This window comes from Solwaraspora sp. WMMD937, assembly GCF_029581175.1.
Classification (GTDB): domain Bacteria; phylum Actinomycetota; class Actinomycetes; order Mycobacteriales; family Micromonosporaceae; genus Micromonospora_E.
On record NZ_CP120738.1, the window covers coordinates 5,894,167 to 5,914,583 of the forward strand.

The window sequence follows — 20,417 nt, forward strand, 5'->3', positions numbered from 1 at the left end:
ATTCAGTTGATGTTGACCTGGCTGCCCTTGATGTCCAGCTGGCCGCTGGACTTCACCGCGAGCGCGGACTTCGCCTCGACCTTGACATCGGCCGTGGAGGTGATCTCGACGCCCGCGCCGGCCAGCCGCAACCGGCCGCCGGCGGAGATCACCACGTCCGCGTCGGCGGTGACGGTGATCTGGTTGTCCTTCGTGCTGATGACGATGCTGTTCCTGCCGCTGCCGTCGACGATCTCGATCCGCTCGTCCTGCTTGGTGTCGATCAGCCGGATCACGTGCTTGCTGCGGGAGACCATCACCCGTACGTCGTTGTTGCCGTCGCCGTTGTCGACCGGTGGGGCGTCCCTGCCGTTCCACAACCCTCCGACGACGTAGGGGATCTCCGGGTTGCCGTGTTCGAAGGCGACCAGGACCTCGTCGCCGACCTCGGGCAGGAAGTAGCAGCCGCGGCCGGGGCCGGCCATCGGCGAGGCCACCCGCGCCCAGTCGGTCTCGACGTCGTCGGCCAGCCAGGGCAGCGCCACCTTGACCCGCGCCAGACCGTCCGGGTCGCTGTTGTTGGTGACGATACCGATCACCACCCCGTGGTACCGCCCGTCCGGGTAGGCCGGCTCCCGACCAACCAACTGGTGGTAGACGTCCGTCACGCCGCGTTCCTCCGTACTTCGAGGCTGGACCGGTAGCCGTGCGCGGCGGTCACCGAATGGCTGACGGAGACGACGTAGTAGTCGCCGCTGAACGTCGCGCCCGCCCCCTCGATCCGCACCACCTCACCGGCGTGCAGCCGAGGTTGTCCACCGCACTCGGCCTCGCCGGTGACGTAGCTCAACGCCAGGTCGTCGAACTGCCCCCGGGCGAGCTGGTCGGCACGGGCCTGGTTCGGTGCCGACAGGTCCACCCTGGTCGACCTGGTCCTGCCGAAGACCCGGCCAACCTGCCGGGGTCCGGTCACTGCGCCCGTCGTGGTGGGCCCGGGACCGGAGCCGGCCACGGCGACGACGGCCTTCTTACCGGTCACGTCCCAGCCCCGCACGGAATGCTCGGCCATCTGGCCCATCGTGCGCAGCCGGGGGGTGAACTGGGAGATGTCGTCACCGACGTGCAGCTTCGCCGCCGGTGCCCGGCCGTGCTGCGGCGGCCGGAAGGTCAGCACCTTGTCCCGTACGTGGATCTCGTACCCGATCAGTCCCGCCCGCCGCTGCAGGAACTCCAGATCGGTCTCATTGTTCTGCAGCACGTAGTCGAGATCGGTGCCGGTGTCGGTCACGTCGGCACGCAGGCCGGCCGCCTCGGCCAACTGACGGGCGATGCCGCTGTCCCTGGTCCGGGTGAAGGTCCTGGTCCGCTGCCGGCGGGCCAACCGGTGACGCAGGTCGTAGCCCCGGACGGTCAGCATCGGCGGACGGCCCTCCACAAACGACGGCTCCAGGCTGGTGATCTCCCCGATGATCGCCAGGTGCAGGTCCTTCACATACCCGAGTGCGATCCGCACCTCGGTGCCGACCGCGAACAGCGTCGAGTCCGACCAGGTCACCGCGAGCCGGTCCGCGTCCCAGTTCTTCAACGTCACGGTGAACATGCTCAGCGCGTTCAGGTCCTCCAGCACGGTCACCGACTCCACGTCCTTGTGGGCTTCCGGCGGCAGGCGCCGGCCACCGCACCGGATCTCGAAGTCCGGCCCCGACTCGGCAGTCTGCATCACCTGGTTCTCCGCTCAGCTCAACCGCGGGATGGTCAGCACCGTGCCGGGACGCAGGTCACGGGGGTTGACGATGCCGTTGGCCGAGGCGATGTGCCGCCACAGGCGCGGATCCCGGTACTCGGCGGCGGCGATGCTGTGCAACGTGTCGTTGCGCCGCACCACCCACGTCTTGTGCACGTCGGACGAGTGCAGCTCACGCTCCTTGAGCTGCGCGTCGGTGAGCGACTCCACGAAGCTGCACGAAACGGTCGCCCGCACCGGCGTGCCGTCGGGCAGGAACATGGTGAACCGTTCGCTGATCTGGGTGAGCACGCCGGTGAAGATGTCGGCGAAGGCACCCCAGGACAGGGTGCACAACGGCGGCCGGTGCAGCTCCTTGTCGAACTCGGCCAGCCGGGACACCCGGCCGGTCAGCACGGTCACGTCGGTCGCGTCGCCGGTCTGGAACGGATTGGGTGGTGTCACCATCGAGGTGGCCCGGGCCCACATGGACGACTCCGCTCTCGACTCGTAGGTGTCGAAGAACAGCTCGAGCGACAGCGTCGCGGGCTGCATGGCCGCGAACTCCTGCTGCAGCCCGCTCCACGTCCACGCGCTGCCCTTGCCGGCGCTCTCGTGCGCGTACCAGCTGACCGACCGCGACCGGGTGATCTCGTGTGGATTGAACAGCGCCTCGATCGGGCCGTTGCGATCGAAATCCGCGCCGTCGTGGGCGATGGTCAGTTTCTGCAGTCCTCCGCCACCAGGGCCGAACCCGAGCAGCGCGTTGGCCAGACCCGCCTTGTTGAGGCTCACCGCCGCACCCCCCGACGCTCCGCCTCGACGGCCAACAGGCGCATGATCCGGCCGTGCACCTGTTCGGTGACCTGCCCGACGTCGACCCGCGGGGCCGGCTGAACAGGCAGCTGCGGCACGCCAAGGTCGGGACGGGGCGGATCGACCACCGGAGCGCCCGGCCGCTGCCCGCCGACGTCAGGCGCACCGGGTCCGCGGCCGCCGGCACCGACAGCGCGATGCCCGGTCGCCGCTCGCGCGGGGCCGACCATCGACGGGTGGGACGGCCTACCGGCCACCGACGGTACGCCGACGATGCCAGGGACCGGGTGGACCGGCGCGACAGCAGCCACCGCGGACAGCGGAAGCTGTGGCACCGGTCGGGCCGCCGGCGGCCGCGCGGTGACCACCTGGACCGGGGCGCTGGCAGGCGGCCGCTGTCGGGCGACGGACGGCACTCCGGCTGCCGGCCGGGCGGGGCGGTCCGGCGCTGCCGGGACGCGGAAGGTCAGATGAGGTCCACTGGCGGCTCGGCCCGGGGCACCGGTCAACTCGCTCCAGTCGGCCGGGTCGGTGACCGCCGGCCCCGGCACGGCGGTCGGGCGCGGCCGGGCCGTCACGCCCGGGGCGCCGGTCGCAGCAGCCAGGCCAGTCGATGCCGGCCGTCCTGCGGGGCCGGCCCCCGGACCACCGGTGGACAGGGTCGCGGCGACCGCCTTGCGTTGGATCGTCAGCGGCCGGCCGGCGGCGGGCAGGGAGGTCACCGGCGGCGTGGCCCGGCCGGCGACTGCGGAACCGGCCGCGGTCCACACCGGGTTCGGCTCGGCGGCCGGACGCGCCGGTACCAGCGGGCCGGACGCGCCGACGGGCGGTCCGCCGGCCGGGCCGGACGGGCGGTCGTCGACGGAGGGGCGGTCGTCGACGGAGGGGCGGCGGGCGACCACGACCGGTACAGGGTCCACCGGGGCGGTTGGCCCGGTCTCCGTCGGTGCCGGTCCGGCCGCCACCGTCGCCGTACCGGCGGGGGTGGCGGCCCGAGCAGCCGGGCCGGCCGTCCGGGCGCCGACCGGGGCGGGCCCGACGGACGGCGGCGGCGCGGGTCGCGCGTACACGATGGGCGCCGCCGGCCCGGCGTGCTGCTGCGCAGCCACGTCGACGTAGCGCCCGGCGACCTCGGCCAGCGGCAGCCCCGCCGGCATGGTGTGGTGGCGGGTGAGCACGGACCGGGCCTGGCCCAGGTCGACCAGTCCGGGCCGCCGGGCCGGCCGGGACAGCCGGTGGACCAGCGCCGCGTCGAAGGTCGTGTCGTCGTCGTTCATCCGAGGCTCCCGGTCAGCCGACCATGCCGGCCACGCCGTGTGCCAGCGCGGCGGCCTGGCCCAGCAGCGGCTTGGTCAGACCCTCGTGCACCAGCTCCAGCGACTCGAAGCCGACGTCGTCGCCGCTCGCGCTGAAGGTCGGGCCGGTCCAGCGCACCGGCAACGCGTTGCGGAAGTTCCACCACATCACCGGGATCTGCCGCCGGTCGAGCAGCACGATCGTGCCGCTGCGGCGTTGGATGACGCCTCGGGCGGTGTTGTCGTACCAGCCCCACAGACCGCTGAGCGGGCTCAGCCCCTGCCGCAGCACCAGGTGCGCGGGAGTGGCCGCGCCGGGCAACTGGTGGACGAAGCCGTTGACTCCGCCCTCCCGGTAGGTTTCCATCTCGATCTGACTTTCCAGGCCACTGACCTCGTTGAACCCGGCCAGCAGCAGGCCTTCGATCTCCACCGCGAAATTGAAGGTCGGAAACGGGTCCGGCAGCCGCAGGCCGGTCCAGTTACCCACGGCGGCAGGTGCCCAGCTGAGCCCGAGCGGAATCCCGGTCGACATCATCTCCGTGCCCCTCCCTGTTCATTGAGCCGCTCGTTGATCCGGGCGACCTCCGCGACCCAGCGCTGCCGTTCCCGGTGGTCCAGCTGCATGATCTCGTGATATGGCCAGTGAAAGTGATAGGCCAGGTACGCTACTTCCTCGTGCAGCCGGTCCGGGGAGTAGCGCGTCATCCCCCCAGGCTGGGCGGCTCCACTTCGAACGATCCGCTGCAGTGCGGGCAGTCGACCTGCAGCCGGGCGTGTCCGTTGAGGTTGATGCGCTGGTAGAAGTCCTGCAGGTAGGCGAGATCGGCGGAGTAGAGGTTCTCCACCACGTTGGTGTTGACGTACTCCAGGCCGCCCAGCCGGTTGATCACCCGGGCCAGCAGGATGATCACCAGATACCCCGGATTCGACCGTACCCGGGGATCCTTGATCGGCTCGATCTCGTCCAGCGCCGTGGCCATCCGCATGGTCCCCTCGCGGTGCACCGTGCCGTCCGGCGCGACCAGACCGTGCGGCAGGGTGAACGGGAACTCGGTTCGGCGGGCCTCGGCGACCCCGGTCAACTCCACTGGTCGACCTCGATACGCTCGCAGGCGAGGGTGAGCTGCTCCACCGCGATCTCGTCGCTGGTCGCGCTCAGGCTGGGTCCGCTCCACGACTTGGGCCAGCAGTCGAACAGATTCCAGGTCACCTTCGGATTGCCCTGCTGGTCGAGCAGGGTGATCGAAACGTTGTGCCGCTCCACGGTGCCCTTCATCACCTTCTGCCGCCACTCCCACAACTTGCTGTCACTGGTCAGGCCACGGCTGAGGGTGATGTCACCGTAGCTGTTCAGCCCGGGGATCTTGCGCGGCGCCAGGTTCCGGTCCGTACCCTCCCGGTACTCGGCGGCGTTCTGGCTGGTCTCCAGCCCGGAAGCCTCCCGGAAGCCGGCCCGGGTGATGCCGTCCAACTCCACCGCGAAGTTGTACCCGAAGTAGGGATCGAGTCTGTCCACAACCGCACCTCACTGTCTGTCCGCACCGACTGTTGTCCGCACCGGTCACGCCACGCCGACCGTCACCCCGCTCGCGCCGTGGATGACGCGAACGGTGACGAACTCGGCTGGCGCGGTCGGCGCCACTCCGATGTGTGTCACTACCACCCCGGCCTCGATGACCGCAGGTGGGTTCGTCTCGTGGTCGCACTTGACGTAAAACGCCTCGGCGGGCGTACGACCCTGCAGGGCACCACGCTGGAACAGCCCGTCGAGGTACGCGGTGAGCTCCCGCATGATCCGCACCCACAGCCGTACGTCGTTGGGCTCATGGACCAGACCGGTCATGAACCGCTCGATCCAGCGGCCGATGGTGCTCACCAGACGGCGGGTGGTCACGTCCCGCCAGGCCGGGTCGGTGGCGAGGGTACGTGCGCCCCAGACCCGTACGCCCCGGCCGGGCAACGCGCGCAGACAGTTGACCCGCTGCTCGTACAACGTGCCGATCTCGGAATCGGTGAGCTGCACATGCAGGTCGACGACGCCCTCGACCACCGTGTTGGCCGGCGCCTTGTGGACGCCGACCCGCTGGTCGGCGGTGGAGTACACGCCGGCGACGTGCCCGGACGGTGGCAGGTGACGCAACCGACCGTCCGCGCCGGACGCGCCCAGCCACGGGTAGTACAGCGCGCCGAACGCACCGTCGGGCCCGGTCAACGCCGCACACTGTTCGACGATCATCTGCGGATCGATGGCCGGGACGCCGTCGAGCAGCGCGAACCGGTCACCGCGCTGCCGGCAGTGTCGCAGCATCGCCTGCTGCGCCTCGACGACCGGGGTGATGTCCTGGTCGACCGGCCACGGTGCGACGGTGACGATGTCGGGGGCGCAGACGAGGTCGACGTCGTCCAGGTCGTCCAACGTCACCAGCCCGGCCCGCACCGCCTCGACGGGCGACAGCGTCCCGGGCAGCCGGACGATGTGACACAGCGTCCCGCCGTTGTCGAAGAATCCCCGGACCGCGTCGGCCAGGAACCCGTCCGAGGTGTCGCCGGGGGACGCACTGCCGAAGATCGCCTCGAACTGCGGCCACAGGGTCAGCCGCTGCGGGGCGTACGGTCCGGCGGCGGCCCGGCCGAGGAAGGCGGGTACCCCGGTGAGCTGGGTCGGAGGCGGCGGCGGGAACACGTCCTGCCGGTGCACCCCGGGTGTCAGCTGGTGGGTCACGGTCTCGTCCGGTCGTCCGCTACTGGATCCCGCCGGCCCACTGGCTGATCCGGAACACCACGAACTCGGCCGGGCGCACCATCGCCACCCCGATCTCGACCACCAGTTGGCCGGCGTCGCGGACCGCAGCCGGGTTGACGGTCTCGTCGCAGCGTACGTAGAACGCCTGCTCCGGGGTGTTGCCCAGCAACGCTCCGGACGCCCACACGGTGGTCAGGAAGGCACTTACGTTGCGCCGGATCTTCGACCACAGCTCCGGCGCGTTCGGCTCGAAGACGACCCACTGGGTGCCCTCGTCGATCGACTCGCGCAGGAAGTTGAACAGCCGCCGGGAGGGCACGTACCGCCACTCGGCCTGTTCCTTGCCGGCGAGGGTGCGGGCACCCCAGATCGTGATGTTGCCGCCGAACTTGCGGATCACGTTGATGTCTTCCGGGTTGAGCCCAGCCTGCTGCGCTTTGCTGACCAGCGCCTCGACGCCCAGCGCGCCCCGGATCACCTCGTTGGCCGGTGCCTTGTGCACACCCCGCTCGGTGTCCACCCGGGCGTAAACCCCGGCGATGTGCCCGCTCGGCGGCTGGTACACCTTGTTCCCGTCGGCGTCGGTGGCACCCACGTCGATCCACGGGTAGTAGATCGCGCCGTAGCTGCTGTCCCGGACGTCGCCCTGGATCGCTTCCTTGGTCAACGTGGTGGTCTGCCGGCCGTCGAGGATCGCGAACCGGTCCTGCAGGTACTGGTTCTCGCAGTGGTCGAGCAGCGCGGTCTGCACCGCGTCGCTCACCGCACCGGGGATCGCGACCAGAGCGATCTCGTCGATCGCGGCGAAGGTCTCCAACGCGCCGGCCAGATCCTCGTCCGAGGGTTCGGCGTCGGCGTCGACAGGAGCGACCCGGGTGATCCAGCAGCGGCCACCGCCGTTGTTGAAGAAGCCGTACACCGCGTGGGCGAGGGTGTGGTTGCCCTGCTGAATGTCGCCGAAGAGGTTCTTGAACGTCTCCCAGCCGTCCACGAGCTGGGCCTCGCCGGCAGGCGCCACCGAGTGGAAATCGGCTGGCTCGGCCTCACCGGCCGCGGTCACTCCGGAGCGGCCGGGCAGCAGCGGCATCGTGACGTCGTCGGCGACGGCACCGATGAAGCCGGCGGTGCTGGTCCCCACACCGGCGATCGGTTTGATGGCCGAGGGGACCTCCTCGACGTACACGCCCGGCGCTAGATACTGCGGCATCTGTGGGTACTCCCCCTCGTCAGGACTCGTGACTCACGCTCTGGCCGACCCGAATGACCGTCCCGGTCACCTCGGGCCCGACCGGCGCGGATTCGAACACGTCGACGCTGAGCGTGACGCTGTAGTGCAGGACCGCCTTGGGCCGACCGCCCATGGCCTGCCAGAACTCGCCGATGCCCTGCAGCTGGCTCTCGGCGGTGACCATCGCGCGCAGCGGTGGCTGCTGGCCGGCAAGGTCGCCCCGCAGGTAGTCGGCGGGAATCTCCCGGTGACGCAGCAGCACCCGCAGTACGTCGCCGAGCAGTCGGTGCTCGTCCTGCGCCGGGTTGGGCGCGCTGTCGTTGGGCCACGCGGTGACCAGATAGGAGCAGTCGACCCGGGCCGGCACCCGCCGCCGGGTGATCATGCCGGATTCCTGCCGGGTGTTCTCCCACTGGTTGGTCCGCAGCTCGTGGTTCTCGCGGACGTCGTAGAGGAAGAACGCGATCGCGGGCAGGGTGACGCCCGACGGCGGGAACTGGTCGTCCGGTGTGGCGAAGCTGACGGTGATCCCGGGCAACGCCAGCTCGCCCTGCACGAGAGCGGCGAGCGACGCGTCCAGATCATGAAACACTGCCCTGTCCCGCCCCCAACTGCGTCCTTCGCGCCGGTCGACAGGTCTACCGGACTGGCGTCCCACGAGCGTCTGCGTCGGCGTCTACCGGACCGCCTCGGCGGATCCTGGGCGACGACCCAGAGGGTGGTTGAACTGGCACATCACCTGCCAATGTGATGTGCGTCACATCAGGATCCTGGCTACCCCGGCCAGCAGGATCATGAGATCAACAGTCCCCTGAAGAACTCTCCCACCCTGGAGACCTCCCCCGGTGTGTACCCCTGTCTGGCGCGCAGGCTGTTGCGAACCCGGACCGCCATGTCCGCCCACTCGTTGGGCTGGTACCTGTGCGAGTAGGCGTGCCCCTCGGTCTGGGCGAACCGCCGGTTCTCGACGACCACACCGGTCCCCCGCTTGGCACCCCGGCCGACGAGAGGAGTGACCAGCTCGGCGGCGTTCGCACCACCGTTGGCGGAGGTGTCGAAGACTTTGTCGCCCGCTCCCGAGAGGACCTCCTGGACCCACATGCCGCACATCACGTCCAGGGCGACACCGGCCAACCGCTCCTGCATGTTCGGAAAGACCGGTTGCACATATTCACGCCCGGTACGCCGCAGTAGTTCGTCGACGAGCTCGTCGTTGCCAAAGAGCCCTTCAAGCTCGGGATGCGAATGGACAATCTGATCTCTGACAGTGGAAAGTCTCGTCTTGTAGAAGAAGATGCCGGCATGGTTCTTGTGCAACCTGGTCCAATGGGGTATTTTACCGATGAATAAATAGTTGATGATGAGGGCGAACAGTCCACGCGCCTCGGCGAGCGCCGCGTCGCTGTAGTCTTCATCGATGTTGTCTCGAATCCATTGAACGACATCACCAGCCCGGGTGTTGGCCAGACCCAGGGCAAACTTGGAATGCGTCACCTTGCTCTGCGCCGTCCCGGGGGCCGTAGGCTGCGCGCTCCGGTCGGCGAATTCGTCGCCGACCTGGGTGATCGACAGGCCGTAGGTCGCCTGCACATGCCCGTGCGCGCCCGTCAGTGTTCCCGCCGGGGCGGTGGACCCGTTCGGGTATCCGACGAAGTTCATGCCGGCCGGGTTCGCGGTCATGCCGGGGAGACCGTCCAGCGGCACGTTCGTGTTCGGCGTGAGCGCTTGGTCCTCGATGTGGGTCGCCACCCGAACGAGCCTGTTCATGACGCCACGCACCGTGCTCTCGGAATCCTTGAACTCATCCATCGGTCCGGTGACGAGTTCAAGGATCGGGGCCGGTTGGCCGGCGCCACGAAGCGCCGCGGGAACGACGCTCACGTCCAGGTCGGCAGAATGATCGACATGTGCCTCGAAACGTCTGCCGCGAGCAACCGCTGTGGCGTTCACCACGGGTGTGCTCTCCACCCCGGCCTGCCGGCTGAACAACGGCACGTGATGGAGCTCCAACTCGAACCCGAACTTGCGCTGGGCGACAGCAGGTCCCACCGGGGACGTCGGCCCGGCGGCACAGGGTCCAGCGGCTCCCTGCTGGACGGTGTGCGTCAGCTCGTGCCCCAGCAGCGCATCACCCCGCGCGCTACCCGGCCGGTACTCACTACGGCGCACGAACACGTCGGCGCCGACGGTGAAGGCCCTCGACCCGAGCGTGTCGTTCAGCCGGTCGGACTCGGCACCGACGTGCACCCGTACCCCGCTGAAATCCGCCCCCGACACCCGCTCCATCCGCTCCCGCACACCGCCCGGCACCGCACGCCCACCGCCGCCGCGCGCCCGGTCCACCGCCCGCGCGAGGTCAGGATCCGCCGTGCCACCGGTAGGCGCGTGCACCCGACGGATCGCCTCCGGGGCACGCTGCACGGACGGCCCGAACGCCAGCTGGGAGATCCGGTCCGCCTCCCGCTCGAACGGGTCGTCCACCGGCCCGACATTCAGTTTCGCCTGCACGATCGCCCGCGCACCTCGATTGCCGTACCGCCGCTGCAACGAGTCGTGAGGCAGGGCGGCTCGACATGGCGCCGGCGCGGACCCGGATGCCACCACCATGGACCGGTGCGCCACACCGCTGTCCTGCTGCGCTGAATGCACCTCGAACCTCCACTATCTCGTCAGAAGCGCCGGTCTACCGTGGCCTTACCGGTCGGCGGATCGGAACCGAACTCCCCCGCCGAGAGGATCTTGCCCATCTTCTGATACTCGCGCCTGGTGGCGTGGAACAGATGTGCCATCGTCACCTTGCCACTGTCGGCAGCGGCGAGGAAGGCGCCGGCCAGGGCGATGTTGCGGATGTTCCCGCCAGGCAGGTCGACCTGCCGGGCCAACAGGTCGAAGTCGACCGCCGGATCCAGCGGCGCCTGCTCCGGCCAGACCTGCGCCCAGATGCGGCGGCGGTCCGCCACGTCGGGAACGGGGAAGTCGATGGTGGCATGCAGCCGACGGGTGAACGCGTCGTCGAGGTTCTTCCGCAGGTTCGTCGCCAGGATGACCACACCTTCGTGCTGCTCCAGCCGCTGCAGCAGGTAGCTGACCTCCAGGTTGGCGTACCGGTCGTGCGCGTCGCGGACCTGGGACCGCTTGCCGAACATCGCGTCGGCCTCATCGAAGAAGAGCACCGCGTTGCTGGTGGCAGCCTCGGCGAAGATTTGGGAGAGGTTCTTCTCGGTCTCGCCGATGTACTTGCTCACCACCGTCGACAGATCGATTCTGTACAGATCCAGGCCGAGTTCGTGGGCCAACACGTCAGCGGCCATCGTCTTGCCGGTGCCCGAGGGACCGGCGAACAGCACCGCCAGGCCACGCCCGTTGGCCAACTTGCGCTCGAACTCCCAGGACTCGTAGACCACCGACCGGTAGCGGAGCTGGTCGGCGATCTCCCGCAGCTGCTCCATCCGGTCGGCGGGCAGCACGAGGTCCGACCAGTCGTAGTGCGGCGTGATCCGCTGCGCAAGGTCGGCCAGCTTGTGGTTGGACTGCAGGCGGCACGCCGCGTACAGGTCGGCCGGGGTGACCCGGGGCGCGCCAGGGTCGCGGGCGTACGCCAGGTTGCGGGCGGTCGCCGCAGCATCGCGGATCTGGCCACCGGTCAGCCGGAACTTGCCGGCGACGGCGGCCAGGTCCAACACGTCCCGGTCCGCACCGACGAACGCGCCGTCCCAGATGCGCAGCCGCTCGGCGTAGCCGGGTGCGGGGAACTCCAGTCGGACGAAGGTCAGGCCCGCCGGCAGGTCGACCGGCTCCCACGCGGTGCCACCGGAAAGGAACGACGGAGCCGGGTACGCCGCCAGGGTGGACAGCAGCAGCGACAGCCGTGATCGGGCCGGCTCGACGAGCAGGGAGTCGACGTTCGCCCAGCACATGACCGCGCCCTGCAGCCTGGCTTCCCGCTCGACCAGGCCGACCAGGGTGGCGAACTCCTCGGCCGGTCGGTCGGCCAGCAGATCGGCCGACACCACCAGCAGCGGCGCGTACCAGTGACGCGCACACGCCGCCGCGACGCTGCGTCGGCCGACGCCGTACGGCCCCCGGCAGTAGACCACCACGTCGTCGGTGGCATGCTCGCTCAGCCGGGCCAGCGCCGCCCCGAACTCCGCTGGGAAGTGCAGGTCGTCGAGGGTCCCGGTCGGCGCGACAATCCGGGCGTACGGTCGCAGCCGCTCGGCGACCTCGTCGTCCTCGAGCAGGAACCCGACGACCCGCGGGTCCAACCGGACGTTGTTGCCCTGCAGTGAGTGCGCCGGTGCGGTCGGGTCCCCGGTCGACGTGACGAGCCGATGCCGGAGCAACGGTGCCGACGGCGCGAACCGTGCTTGCGCGGCCATCCGGGACCGACGGTCGCCGCACAACATCGTGAGGACGAGATCGACTGTCGGCAGTCGGCGGGTCAGGTCGTCGTGCAGGTAGCCGTACAGCCGCTCGTAGCGTCGGTCGACCTCGGGCGCCAGACAGGCCACGATCACCTCGACGTCGAACGGGGCGAGGTCGAACATCCCGGCCAGCGCCACCAGGCGCAGATGCGCACCGTCTTGGATACCCTGCGCCACCCGCTCACCGATCTCGCGGGACAACTCGTCCAGCCCGGTGCCGGTCTCCGGGTCGTCGTCGGCCGGCGGAACCCAGTCAGGCGCACCGTCCAGCAGCGCGTCGACCTCGGCATCGGAGACGTAGAAGGCGGAGAGCTCGCCAGCGGGTCTACGCTGTGCCCGGCGGACCCGCCTGACCTGCCGGCTCAGCACCAGATCGAGCCGGGCGAGTTCGGCCAGCAGGTGTTCCGTCGAGTTGGCGTACCCCGAAGCGGCCATGGATCCCAGCACCTCGTCCCGGTTGTCCCCGACCGGTACATCATTGCCGCCGGAAGCGGACGGCGCGATCGTGGATACGCCGACAGTCAGCACCGATCGGCCGCGGCCCGGTCGGATGTCCGCCGCCCGGTCCGCCCGGATCTGCTCGTAGAGGACCGTGGTGTCCACCGACGGGCGCACCCCGAACTCCTGGTCCACCACCGAGGTGCACAGTTCGTACTGGCGAAGCGCGGCGATCCGGTCGCCGGCGGCGTAGTGCAGCCGCATCAGCTGGCGGTGGGTCCGCTCGCGCGCCGCGTCGTGGCGCAGCACGGTCTGACCGAGGCCCACGCCCTTGGCGTAGAGACCACGGGCCTCGCAGTAGCCCATGAGCTGTTCCTGCATGGACAGGTAGGTGTCGCGTAGCCGGTCCCGTTTGGCACCGCACCAGTCGTGGTACCAGGTGGCGAGGAGGTCTCCACGGTAGAGATCGAGCGCGTGCTCGATCGCATGGGCCTGGTTGTCGGAGAGCGCTTCGCCGGGCACGTCGCGAACCGCCGCGTAGCTCTGCTCGAACGCGTCAACGTCAAGCCAGCAGGGTGCCTCCGGGTTGATCCGCACCCAGCCTGGGTCGATGACGACGAGTTCGCTCGCCGGGCGCTGGTCGTTCGGCTGGTCCTGCATGCTCGTGTTGAGCCGCCAGAGTGCCTGGCGCAGGTACTTGCGGGCAACGCCGGGCTCGGCGTCCGGCCACAGCAGTTCCGAGATGGATTCGCGAGCGTGCGTCCGGTTCCGATGAATGAGCAGGTAGCCGAACAGCTCGAGAGCCTTGCCCGGCGGCGCACTGAGCGGTTGGCCACGTCGGAGGATCGAGACCTCATCGAAGAGTCTCACCTGCACGACGTGTCTCCTTCGTACCGCAACGGCCCGTCCGGCCGGCCACCGGCGGCGCGGACGTGGGCGCCGCTCGCCGCCGCGTCGCCGCACGTCGTCCCCGGCTCCAGTGCCAATCAGGACATACGGGGGCCACGCTACTCCACGGTGCTTCGACCGGTCACCGCGACTGTCGTCGACCGGCCACTTCGGCTACGGCGACAACCGGGCCGGCAGGTCCTGCCCCGGCCACGGTCTGCGGACCGTCCTGGAAGGAAATCGACGTCGAGACCGGCGACCTGGAACAACCGTCACCTTCTGTGATCGGCGACCACAGGGCCGGATTATGGCCGGCCGTCGTGGAGCATCCGCAACCGGGTCAGGGTCTGCTTGTCGTCGCGGGGCACATGTCCGTTGACCGCGCGACAGACCCAGCCCAGCTGTTCTCTCGGAGAACGACGACGTCGCCCAGGTCCAGGGAGAGCATTGCGGCTACGTCGCGCGGCGCTTGCTGTCGGGATACGGCCCGGCATTCGACCAGTGGTGCGCGTCCCTGCATGGTTGCCTCGGCAGCGAACGGTGTCAGGTTCTGTTCCCGCAGGAGGGGGTTGGCATACCGGTCTGGTCCGAGCCGCATGAGCGGTGGCCGGTTACGGACGAAGACGTCGTAGAGCATCGTCGCGACCTGCGCCCATTGGGACGCGCTGACGGGCGCCGGTCCGCCCAGCTGCGCTGGCCACGTCGAGCGCGTTCGCCACGCTTCGACGTCGCGGTCCGGGCCGTTCCCGGACGCTGCGGATCGGAATGGGAATCCGCGTTCCTGGCCATCGGGATGGGCGGTCACGAGTCGCGTGAGCTGACCTTCGGCGTTGAGGCAGGCGTCCAGCGCTTTGGCGAGGTGCAGGCTGGGCGGTTTCTTGCCGTTCTCCACCTCACACAGGTACGAACGCGAAAAGTACGCCTTCTTTGCCAGATCCCGGAACGACATCCCGTGTTCCTGTCGAAGTCTGCGCATCAGTCGGACGAAGTCCGGGTCAACGACGACCATTCCGGTTCCTTCCGAGTGGCAGGGGATCAGAGACCTTGCCCCGTTGAGGTCGGCGCTGTACAAGTGCGACGCCCGCCAGGACCAGGAGCATGCCGAGGACCATGAACGCTGTCACCTGCTCATCGACGACCAGGAAGCCGAGCACGACCGCGACGACCGGCAACAGATACGTGACCGTGGACGCCAGGGTAGGTCCGTCATCGGTGATGAGCCGGTAGTTGAGCACGTAGGCGGCCCCGGTGCCGAGGACGCCCAGGACCAGCAGGCTGACCACCGCGTCCAAGCGGAAGTCAGGAGCGGTCAGTCCGCCGAGGGGCAGGGCCAGGATCATCAGGATCGTTCCGGCAGCGAGCTGCGCGGCAGACAGCATGATCGGCGGGATTCCCCGGTTGGTGAGGAACTTGCCCATGTACACGTAGGAGACTCCGTAGCTGGCGGACGCCCCCAGGATCGCCAGCCCTCCCCAGCTGGCGACCTCGCTCGCCGACTCCCACGGCGTGAAGATGACCACCGCGCCGACGAAGCCGAGGGTCAACCCCGCTCCTCGCGACCACGTCGCCGTGCGGTCAGTCCCGACGACGAGAGCGATCAGCGCCGTCCACAGGGGCGTAGTGGCGTTCAGGACCCCGGCGACACCGGAGTCAACGGTCTGCTCACCGATACCGAACAGGGTGTACGGGATGGCGTTGGCGACCAGCGCCGCGACGAACAGATGCCCCCACGTTGTCCGGTCGGCCGGGAACCGCAGCCCCCGGTGCAGGGCCACGGGGATGAGCACCAGCGCACCAAGAGCCAGACGGACAAGAACGATCTGCACCGGAGTGAAGCCCCGTAGCGCCAGCTTGATCCAGAGGAACCCTGACCCCCACAGCAACGCGAGCATCACCAGCCGGACGAGACTGCCTCGACTCATCAGACGGTCCTGTCAGTCCTCTACGGGCATGTCGTAGTCCAGGCCGTTCAGGTCACCGCGCATCACGAACCTGGTGACCTCGAACGGGGTGTGCTGCTCGTCGAAGCTGGTGTGCAGCACCTCGATGACCGGTACGCCGGGCGGCATCCCCAACCCGGTCGACTCGTCGTGGTACGGCATCCGGGCCGAAATCTCTTCGCGGATGCGAGTGACCTGGTAACCGAGTTCTTCGAACCTGGCGTAGATGCTGCCCTTGCCGAGGGTCCGCTCGGTCGCCAGCGGCGATCCGTCGGCGACGTCGACGGGGATGTACGTCACGCCGACCTGTACCGGCTCGTCATCGGCGAAGTACCAGTTCTCCCGCCGGATGACGGTTGCGATGTTCGCGTCGAGGCCGAGGCGTTCGGCGACGTCCGGCGGCGGGGTGTCGCGGGTGACCGACCGGCATTCGGTCCGGGGATCGCGGCCCTGTTTCGTGACCTCGATGCGGAACGGCGACAGTCCCGTTTCGTTGCGCAGCTGGCGTGAGTAGCGGTTGGCCCCGAGGCGCATCAGGGGCCGGCTGGGGCGAACGTAGACGCCGCGCCCGTGCTGCGCGACGACCAGGCCCTCCCCTTGCAGGATGCTGATCGCTTCCCTGGCGGTGTTGCGTGCCGTGCCGTACCGGGCGGCAAGGTCCCGCTCGGATGGCAGCTTGCCTCCGGGTGCCAACTCCCCCGCCTGGATACTCAGACGCAGGTCATCGGCTATCCGTCGGCTTGGTGGTCGCTTGTCTGCGCTGGTCGGCTCGTCCATGTCTGCCCGCCTGTTCTGGGGGTCAACTGCACGCTCCACGTTACCCTCGACTGGCTCAAGCCAGCAGCTGGCGACTGTTCGCTATGTGCTTGGAACTGGCTCAGGCCAGGAGCAGTCGGCCGATCTCCTTCGGCCGCTTAGGAGTACTGGCGCCCACCGGCGACCGTCGTCGCGGGCCAGGAACTGAGACGCCACAGGGCACCGGTCATCCGGTGCCTTGTTCGCGTGCTGGTCAGAGTGTGGGCGCGGCAGGTTTCGAACCTGCGACCCCTCGCTTGTAAGGCGAGTGCTCTCCCACTGAGCTACGCGCCCGGGCATCACAAGAATCGCCGGCCCGGCGGCGGCCAGTTTACCCTGCCTTCTCCAGCGCGGCGCGACCGAGTTCCCGGCGGCCGGCGACCCGTACGGCCGGCAAGCGGATCACCCCGGCCCGCAGGGCCCGCTGGACGGTAGCGGGCCCCGCAGGGTCGGACGCTGGTCAAACGGCCCGGAGGCTGGTCAGTTGTCCGTGACGCGGATCAGTCGGCCAGGTCGGCCAGCGCCTTGCGCCACACGGCCTGGTCGCGGGCCTGGCCGGGCCCGTTCATTTCGGCGAAGCGGACCACACCGGTCTTGTCGATCACGAACGTGCCCCGGTTGGCGATCCCGGCGGAGTCGTTGAACACCCCGTACGCCTGGGCGACCGCGCCGTGCGGCCAGAAGTCGGCGAGCAGCGGGAACTGGAAACCTTCCTGCTCCGCCCAGATCTTGTGGGTGTAGACGGAGTCCACGCTGACGGTGAGCGTCTGCACGTCGTCGTTGACGTAGGCGTCGATGTTGTCCCGGACCTCCTGCAGCTCGCCCTGGCAGGTGCCAGTGAACGCGAGCGGGTAGAAGATCAGCAGGACCGCCTGCCGACCCCGGAAGTCGGCCAGCCGCACCTCCTGGTTGTTCTGGTTCTTGAGGGTGAACTCCGGTGCCGGCGTGCCGACCTCAACGGGCATGTGCGCTCCTTCACTCACTTCTTGGCCTTGGCCCCACGGCGCAGTACCAGCCGGGCGGCACTCCAGTCCTTGCCGGCGTTGACCATGGAAGTCTGTTGCAGTCCGGCGCTGGGCGCGGACTCGCTGATGTCACTCGGCTCGACGTGGCCGTCACGCCCGGCCTTGGGCGTCAGCAGCCACACCACCCCGTTGTCGGCCAGCGGGCCGAGCGAGTCGACGAGCAACTCGAACAGATCTCCGTCACCGTCGCGGTACCACAGCAGCACCGCGTCGACGACCTCGTCGGTGTCCTCGTCGACCAACTCGCCGCAGCGGTCGGTCAGGGCGTCGCGGAGATCCTGGTCGACGTCGTCGTCGTAACCCATCTCCATGACCACCATGCCCGGCTCGATGCCGAACCGGTCCGCCAGGCTCCGTACGCCGTCGGCGGCCTGACCAGCGGTCGCGCTCACTGTTACTTGCCTCCTCGTCTTGAGCTGCCGGTATCCGTCGGACACCGATAGCGGGTAGTTCACACAGTTGTGCCGCCCGGCGCAAGTGGCGCACCGAGTTCACCGGAATTTACCGTGCCAGCAGCGCTCGGGCACCCTGGGTGATGGCATCTTCGCCGACCAGCACCTGGTTGGCGACCGGGCCGAGGGGGACGTAGGTGTCCAATGCCGCGATCCGGGCAGCGGCTCCGACGTACCCGGCTTCGACCAGCGCTGCCAGCACCCCCTCACCGACCCCGCCGGAGCGGCGGGTCTCGTCGACCACCAGCACCCGACCGGTCGCCGTCGCCTCGCGGATGATGTCGGCCACCGGCAGCGGTGCGAGCCAGCGCAGGTCGACGACCCGGCAGCCGGCCCCTTCGGCGGCCAGCCGGGCTGCGACCCGCAACGACATCCGTACGCCGTTGCCGAAGGTGATCACCGTCAGGTCCTCGCCGCTGCCGACGGAGTAGCTGCGGGCCCGGCCGACCGGGATGTGCCGGGCACCCCACTCCCCTGGCGGGGTGTACGGCGCCAGCCACAGTCCGTCATCCGGACTGTGCAGGTCACGGGTGTCGTAGAGGGCGACGGGCTCCAGGAAGACGCACACACTGCCGTCGACCGCCGCGCTGGCCAGACAGGACCGCAGTAGCCCGGCGGCGTCGTCGGCCCGGGCCGGCACGGCCAGCACCAGGCCGGGTACGTCCCGCAGCACCGCCAGCGAGTTGTCGTTGTAGAGATGTCCGCCGAGGCTCTCCTGGTAGGCCAGACCGGGCACCCGCAGCACCATCGGGTTGCGGTAGCCGCCCCGGGAGAGGAACTGCAGCGCGGCGGCCTCACCACGCAGCTGGTCCTCGGCGCTGTGCAGGTGGCTCAGGTACTGGATCTCCGGTACCGGCAGCTGACCGGCCAGTCCGGCACCGAGTCCGATGCCGAGGACCGTGGTGCCGTCGCCGGTGGTGTCGAAGACGCGGTGGACGCCGAACCGGTCCTGCAGCCCGGCGGTGACGCCGTGTACCCCGCCTTTGGCGGCGACATCGGCACCGAACACGGTCATCGCCGGGTACGTCAGCAGACCGTCGGCGAGCGCCGCGGTGATCGTCTGGGCCAGGGTCATCGGCCCACGTTCCTCCGGCAGCCGGGTGCCGAGGGTGGTGGCGCGGGTGGTGGCCGCCGCTCCGGCCGCGCGGGCGCCGGTGTCGGCGACCACCCGGGCGACCCGGATCGGCCGGCGCGGGGCGAGAGTGGCCACGACCTGTCCGGCGGTGTCGAGCTTGGCCTCCCCGATGACCTCCTCGGCGACCTTGCGCACCTGCCAGCCGACTTCGTCGTACCGGGAAATGATCTCGTCGGGGCTGGCCAGGCCGGCGGCGACCAGCAGCCGCGCGGTGCCGACCAGTGGATCGCGGGCGACGTCGCGGGCGATCTCCTCCGCCGACCGGTACGCCGATTCGACGTCGGCGCCACTGTGCCCCATCAGCCGGACGGTGGACAGGTGCAGCACCGCCGGCCGGCGGTGCTCGCGGACCCAGGCGGCAGCCTCGGCGGCGACGTCATAGGTGGCCGCCAGGTCGCACCCGTCGGCGGCGAAGTACCGCAGCCCTGGTCGGGAGCGCAGCGTCTCGGCGACCCAGCCGTCCGGCGATCGTACGCTGCCACCCAGGCCGTTGTCCTCGCAGACGAACAGCACCGGCGTGGACAGCCCCGCGTGGTCGGCCCAGCCGGCGGCGTTGAACGCCGACGTGGCAGCGGCGTGGTTGACTGCCGCGTCGCCGAAGCTGCAGACCACGATGGCGTCGTCCGGCCAGGGCAGCCGGGGTTCCAGGTACGGCCGGCCGACTGCGGCGGACCGGGCCAGCCCTGGTTGACGTTGCCGGACGGTCGGCGCCAGCCGGCGCATCCGGTCGATGCCGAGCGCGGTCCCGACCGCTCGGGGCAGGTGCCCGCCGACGACGCCGGAGGTGGGCACGATGTTGATCGCGGTGTTGCCGAACACCTTGCCCCGGCCGCCGGTGGTCGGGTCGGACGCGGAGGCGACGGCGCCGCGCAACACATCCCAGGCGGCGTCGGTGACCGGGTCGGTGCCGGCTTCGCCAGCGTCGGTGCCGGCCGCGGGGGCGGCCGCGGGGGCGGCCGCGCCGGGGCGGAGGCCCGGTTCGACGCCGGGCTCGTGGCCGGCGGCGAGGCCGGCCTGAGCGAGCCGGGCGCAGTAGAAGCCACCGGACCGGTAGTGCAGTAGCGCCGGGTCGGTCACCCGGACGGCGGCGGCCAGCGCCGCGTTGCCCTCGTGGCCGGACGAGCCGAGCGTGTAGAAACCTTCTCCGAAGCTGCGCAGCCAGCGTTTGGCCAGGTCGAGATGGCGGCTGGTGAGTTGGGCGTCGAACAGCGCCAGCGCGGACTGCCCGGTGAGCAGGGTTCCGTCGCGTACCGGTTGTTCGGGGGCCCGTCGGTCCGGTGCGGTGTCCATCGCGGCGACCGCGGTGCGGAACCGTTCGTCGAGGTCCTGCGGGGTGGTCACGTCGGACAGCATTACCGACGCCCGCCAGGCGCGGCCACCGGGCGGCGAGCGGGCCGCCGCTGGGCCGGGTCGGGGCAGACTGCAGCGCCGCTGGTGGCCGGGGAGGTCATGGTCGCGATGCTACGCGGCAGCCCGGCAAACGGCAGCGCAGCCGCGCCGCCAGGCGCGGCTTGGACACGGCAGCGCAGCCGC

The 20,417-nt window shown here is 69.8% G+C and carries 19 protein-coding genes and 1 tRNA gene; all 20 read right to left on the reverse strand.

Features of this window, described 5'->3' with window-relative positions; genetic code table 11:
* Positions 1 to 2 precede the first annotated feature (2 nt).
* The 20 genes from O7621_RS25970 to O7621_RS26065 all read right to left on the reverse strand — a co-directional run bounded on the left by O7621_RS25970 (position 3) and on the right by O7621_RS26065 (position 20,237).
* On the reverse strand, positions 3 to 647 hold the full coding sequence (locus O7621_RS25970) for a phage baseplate assembly protein V (protein ID WP_281550858.1): 645 nt from the start codon (positions 645 to 647) through the stop codon (positions 3 to 5).
* Positions 644 to 1,699, reverse strand: a complete 1,056-nt coding sequence (locus O7621_RS25975) for a contractile injection system protein, VgrG/Pvc8 family (RefSeq protein ID WP_282234735.1) — start codon at positions 1,697 to 1,699, stop codon at positions 644 to 646. The genes O7621_RS25970 and O7621_RS25975 overlap by 4 nt, the downstream gene beginning before the upstream one ends.
* A 15-nt stretch (positions 1,700 to 1,714) precedes the next feature.
* Positions 1,715 to 2,497 carry a LysM peptidoglycan-binding domain-containing protein gene (locus O7621_RS25980; protein ID WP_281550859.1) on the reverse strand — a complete coding sequence of 261 codons (783 nt, stop codon included), beginning with the start codon at positions 2,495 to 2,497 and terminating at the stop codon, positions 1,715 to 1,717.
* Positions 2,494 to 3,795: a hypothetical protein gene (locus O7621_RS25985; protein WP_282231649.1), complete on the reverse strand. Its 1,302-nt coding sequence runs from the start codon at positions 3,793 to 3,795 to the stop codon at positions 2,494 to 2,496. The genes O7621_RS25980 and O7621_RS25985 overlap by 4 nt, the downstream gene beginning before the upstream one ends.
* A 13-nt stretch (positions 3,796 to 3,808) precedes the next feature.
* Positions 3,809 to 4,351: a phage tail protein gene (locus tag O7621_RS25990; protein WP_282231650.1), complete on the reverse strand. Its 543-nt coding sequence runs from the start codon at positions 4,349 to 4,351 to the stop codon at positions 3,809 to 3,811.
* Positions 4,348 to 4,521 carry a DUF6760 family protein gene (locus tag O7621_RS25995; RefSeq protein ID WP_199757663.1) on the reverse strand — a complete coding sequence of 58 codons (174 nt, stop codon included), beginning with the start codon at positions 4,519 to 4,521 and terminating at the stop codon, positions 4,348 to 4,350. Before O7621_RS25995 ends, O7621_RS25990 begins: the two co-directional genes overlap by 4 nt.
* On the reverse strand, positions 4,518 to 4,904 hold the full coding sequence (locus O7621_RS26000; RefSeq protein WP_281550862.1) for a hypothetical protein: 387 nt from the start codon (positions 4,902 to 4,904) through the stop codon (positions 4,518 to 4,520). Before O7621_RS26000 ends, O7621_RS25995 begins: the two co-directional genes overlap by 4 nt.
* On the reverse strand, positions 4,895 to 5,332 hold the full coding sequence (locus O7621_RS26005; RefSeq protein WP_281550863.1) for a phage tail protein: 438 nt from the start codon (positions 5,330 to 5,332) through the stop codon (positions 4,895 to 4,897). The genes O7621_RS26000 and O7621_RS26005 overlap by 10 nt, the downstream gene beginning before the upstream one ends.
* Before the next feature lie 45 nt (positions 5,333 to 5,377).
* The gene (locus tag O7621_RS26010; protein ID WP_282231651.1) at positions 5,378 to 6,538 is read right to left on the reverse strand and encodes a phage tail sheath subtilisin-like domain-containing protein; all 1,161 of its coding nucleotides are present in this window, start codon (positions 6,536 to 6,538) and stop codon (positions 5,378 to 5,380) included.
* 19 nt (positions 6,539 to 6,557) lie between these two features.
* The gene (locus O7621_RS26015; RefSeq protein WP_282231652.1) at positions 6,558 to 7,766 is read right to left on the reverse strand and encodes a phage tail sheath subtilisin-like domain-containing protein; all 1,209 of its coding nucleotides are present in this window, start codon (positions 7,764 to 7,766) and stop codon (positions 6,558 to 6,560) included.
* Between the two features lie 19 nt (positions 7,767 to 7,785).
* A complete protein-coding gene (locus O7621_RS26020; protein WP_282231653.1) occupies positions 7,786 to 8,379 on the reverse strand; it encodes a DUF4255 domain-containing protein in 594 nt (197 codons plus the stop codon).
* A gap of 200 nt (positions 8,380 to 8,579) precedes the next feature.
* Complete coding sequence (locus O7621_RS26025; RefSeq protein WP_282231654.1) at positions 8,580 to 10,295, reverse strand: DUF4157 domain-containing protein; 1,716 nt, start codon at positions 10,293 to 10,295, stop codon at positions 8,580 to 8,582.
* A 161-nt stretch (positions 10,296 to 10,456) separates the two neighbouring features.
* Entirely contained in the window at positions 10,457 to 13,519 is a 3,063-nt protein-coding gene (locus O7621_RS26030) for an AAA family ATPase (RefSeq protein WP_282231655.1), read from the reverse strand.
* 358 nt (positions 13,520 to 13,877) lie between these two features.
* Complete coding sequence (locus O7621_RS26035; RefSeq protein ID WP_282231656.1) at positions 13,878 to 14,546, reverse strand: helix-turn-helix transcriptional regulator; 669 nt, start codon at positions 14,544 to 14,546, stop codon at positions 13,878 to 13,880.
* Complete coding sequence (locus O7621_RS26040) at positions 14,533 to 15,459, reverse strand: DMT family transporter (RefSeq protein ID WP_282231657.1); 927 nt, start codon at positions 15,457 to 15,459, stop codon at positions 14,533 to 14,535. The genes O7621_RS26035 and O7621_RS26040 overlap by 14 nt, the downstream gene beginning before the upstream one ends.
* Before the next feature lie 12 nt (positions 15,460 to 15,471).
* Entirely contained in the window at positions 15,472 to 16,254 is a 783-nt protein-coding gene (locus O7621_RS26045; RefSeq protein WP_282231658.1) for a GntR family transcriptional regulator, read from the reverse strand.
* A 240-nt stretch (positions 16,255 to 16,494) separates the two neighbouring features.
* A tRNA-Val gene (locus O7621_RS26050) sits at positions 16,495 to 16,566 on the reverse strand.
* A gap of 206 nt (positions 16,567 to 16,772) precedes the next feature.
* On the reverse strand, positions 16,773 to 17,237 hold the full coding sequence (locus O7621_RS26055) for a peroxiredoxin (protein ID WP_282231659.1): 465 nt from the start codon (positions 17,235 to 17,237) through the stop codon (positions 16,773 to 16,775).
* 14 nt (positions 17,238 to 17,251) lie between these two features.
* On the reverse strand, positions 17,252 to 17,689 hold the full coding sequence (locus O7621_RS26060) for a DUF3052 domain-containing protein (RefSeq protein WP_123602854.1): 438 nt from the start codon (positions 17,687 to 17,689) through the stop codon (positions 17,252 to 17,254).
* Positions 17,690 to 17,798: 109 nt separating this feature from the next.
* Positions 17,799 to 20,237, reverse strand: coding sequence for a transketolase C-terminal domain-containing protein (locus O7621_RS26065; protein WP_282231660.1), 2,439 nt, complete (start codon positions 20,235 to 20,237; stop codon positions 17,799 to 17,801).
* Between the last annotated feature and the right edge of the window lie 180 nt (positions 20,238 to 20,417).

Bases quoted from the DNA above. Each gene is read 5' to 3' on its own strand.
- O7621_RS26045 (WP_282231658.1), bottom strand. From the start codon at position 16,254: ATGGACGAGCCGACCAGCGCAGACAAGCGACCACCAAGCCGACGGATA.
- O7621_RS25985 (WP_282231649.1), bottom strand. From the start codon at position 3,795: ATGAACGACGACGACACGACCTTCGACGCGGCGCTGGTCCACCGGCTG.
- O7621_RS26035 (WP_282231656.1), bottom strand. From the start codon at position 14,546: ATGGTCGTCGTTGACCCGGACTTCGTCCGACTGATGCGCAGACTTCGA.
- O7621_RS26065 (WP_282231660.1), bottom strand. From the start codon at position 20,237: ATGCTGTCCGACGTGACCACCCCGCAGGACCTCGACGAACGGTTCCGC.
- O7621_RS25990 (WP_282231650.1), bottom strand. From the start codon at position 4,351: ATGATGTCGACCGGGATTCCGCTCGGGCTCAGCTGGGCACCTGCCGCC.
- O7621_RS25975 (WP_282234735.1), bottom strand. From the start codon at position 1,699: ATGCAGACTGCCGAGTCGGGGCCGGACTTCGAGATCCGGTGCGGTGGC.
- O7621_RS26040 (WP_282231657.1), bottom strand. From the start codon at position 15,459: ATGAGTCGAGGCAGTCTCGTCCGGCTGGTGATGCTCGCGTTGCTGTGG.
- O7621_RS25995 (WP_199757663.1), bottom strand. From the start codon at position 4,521: ATGACGCGCTACTCCCCGGACCGGCTGCACGAGGAAGTAGCGTACCTG.
- O7621_RS26055 (WP_282231659.1), bottom strand. From the start codon at position 17,237: ATGCCCGTTGAGGTCGGCACGCCGGCACCGGAGTTCACCCTCAAGAAC.
- O7621_RS26015 (WP_282231652.1), bottom strand. From the start codon at position 7,766: ATGCCGCAGTATCTAGCGCCGGGCGTGTACGTCGAGGAGGTCCCCTCG.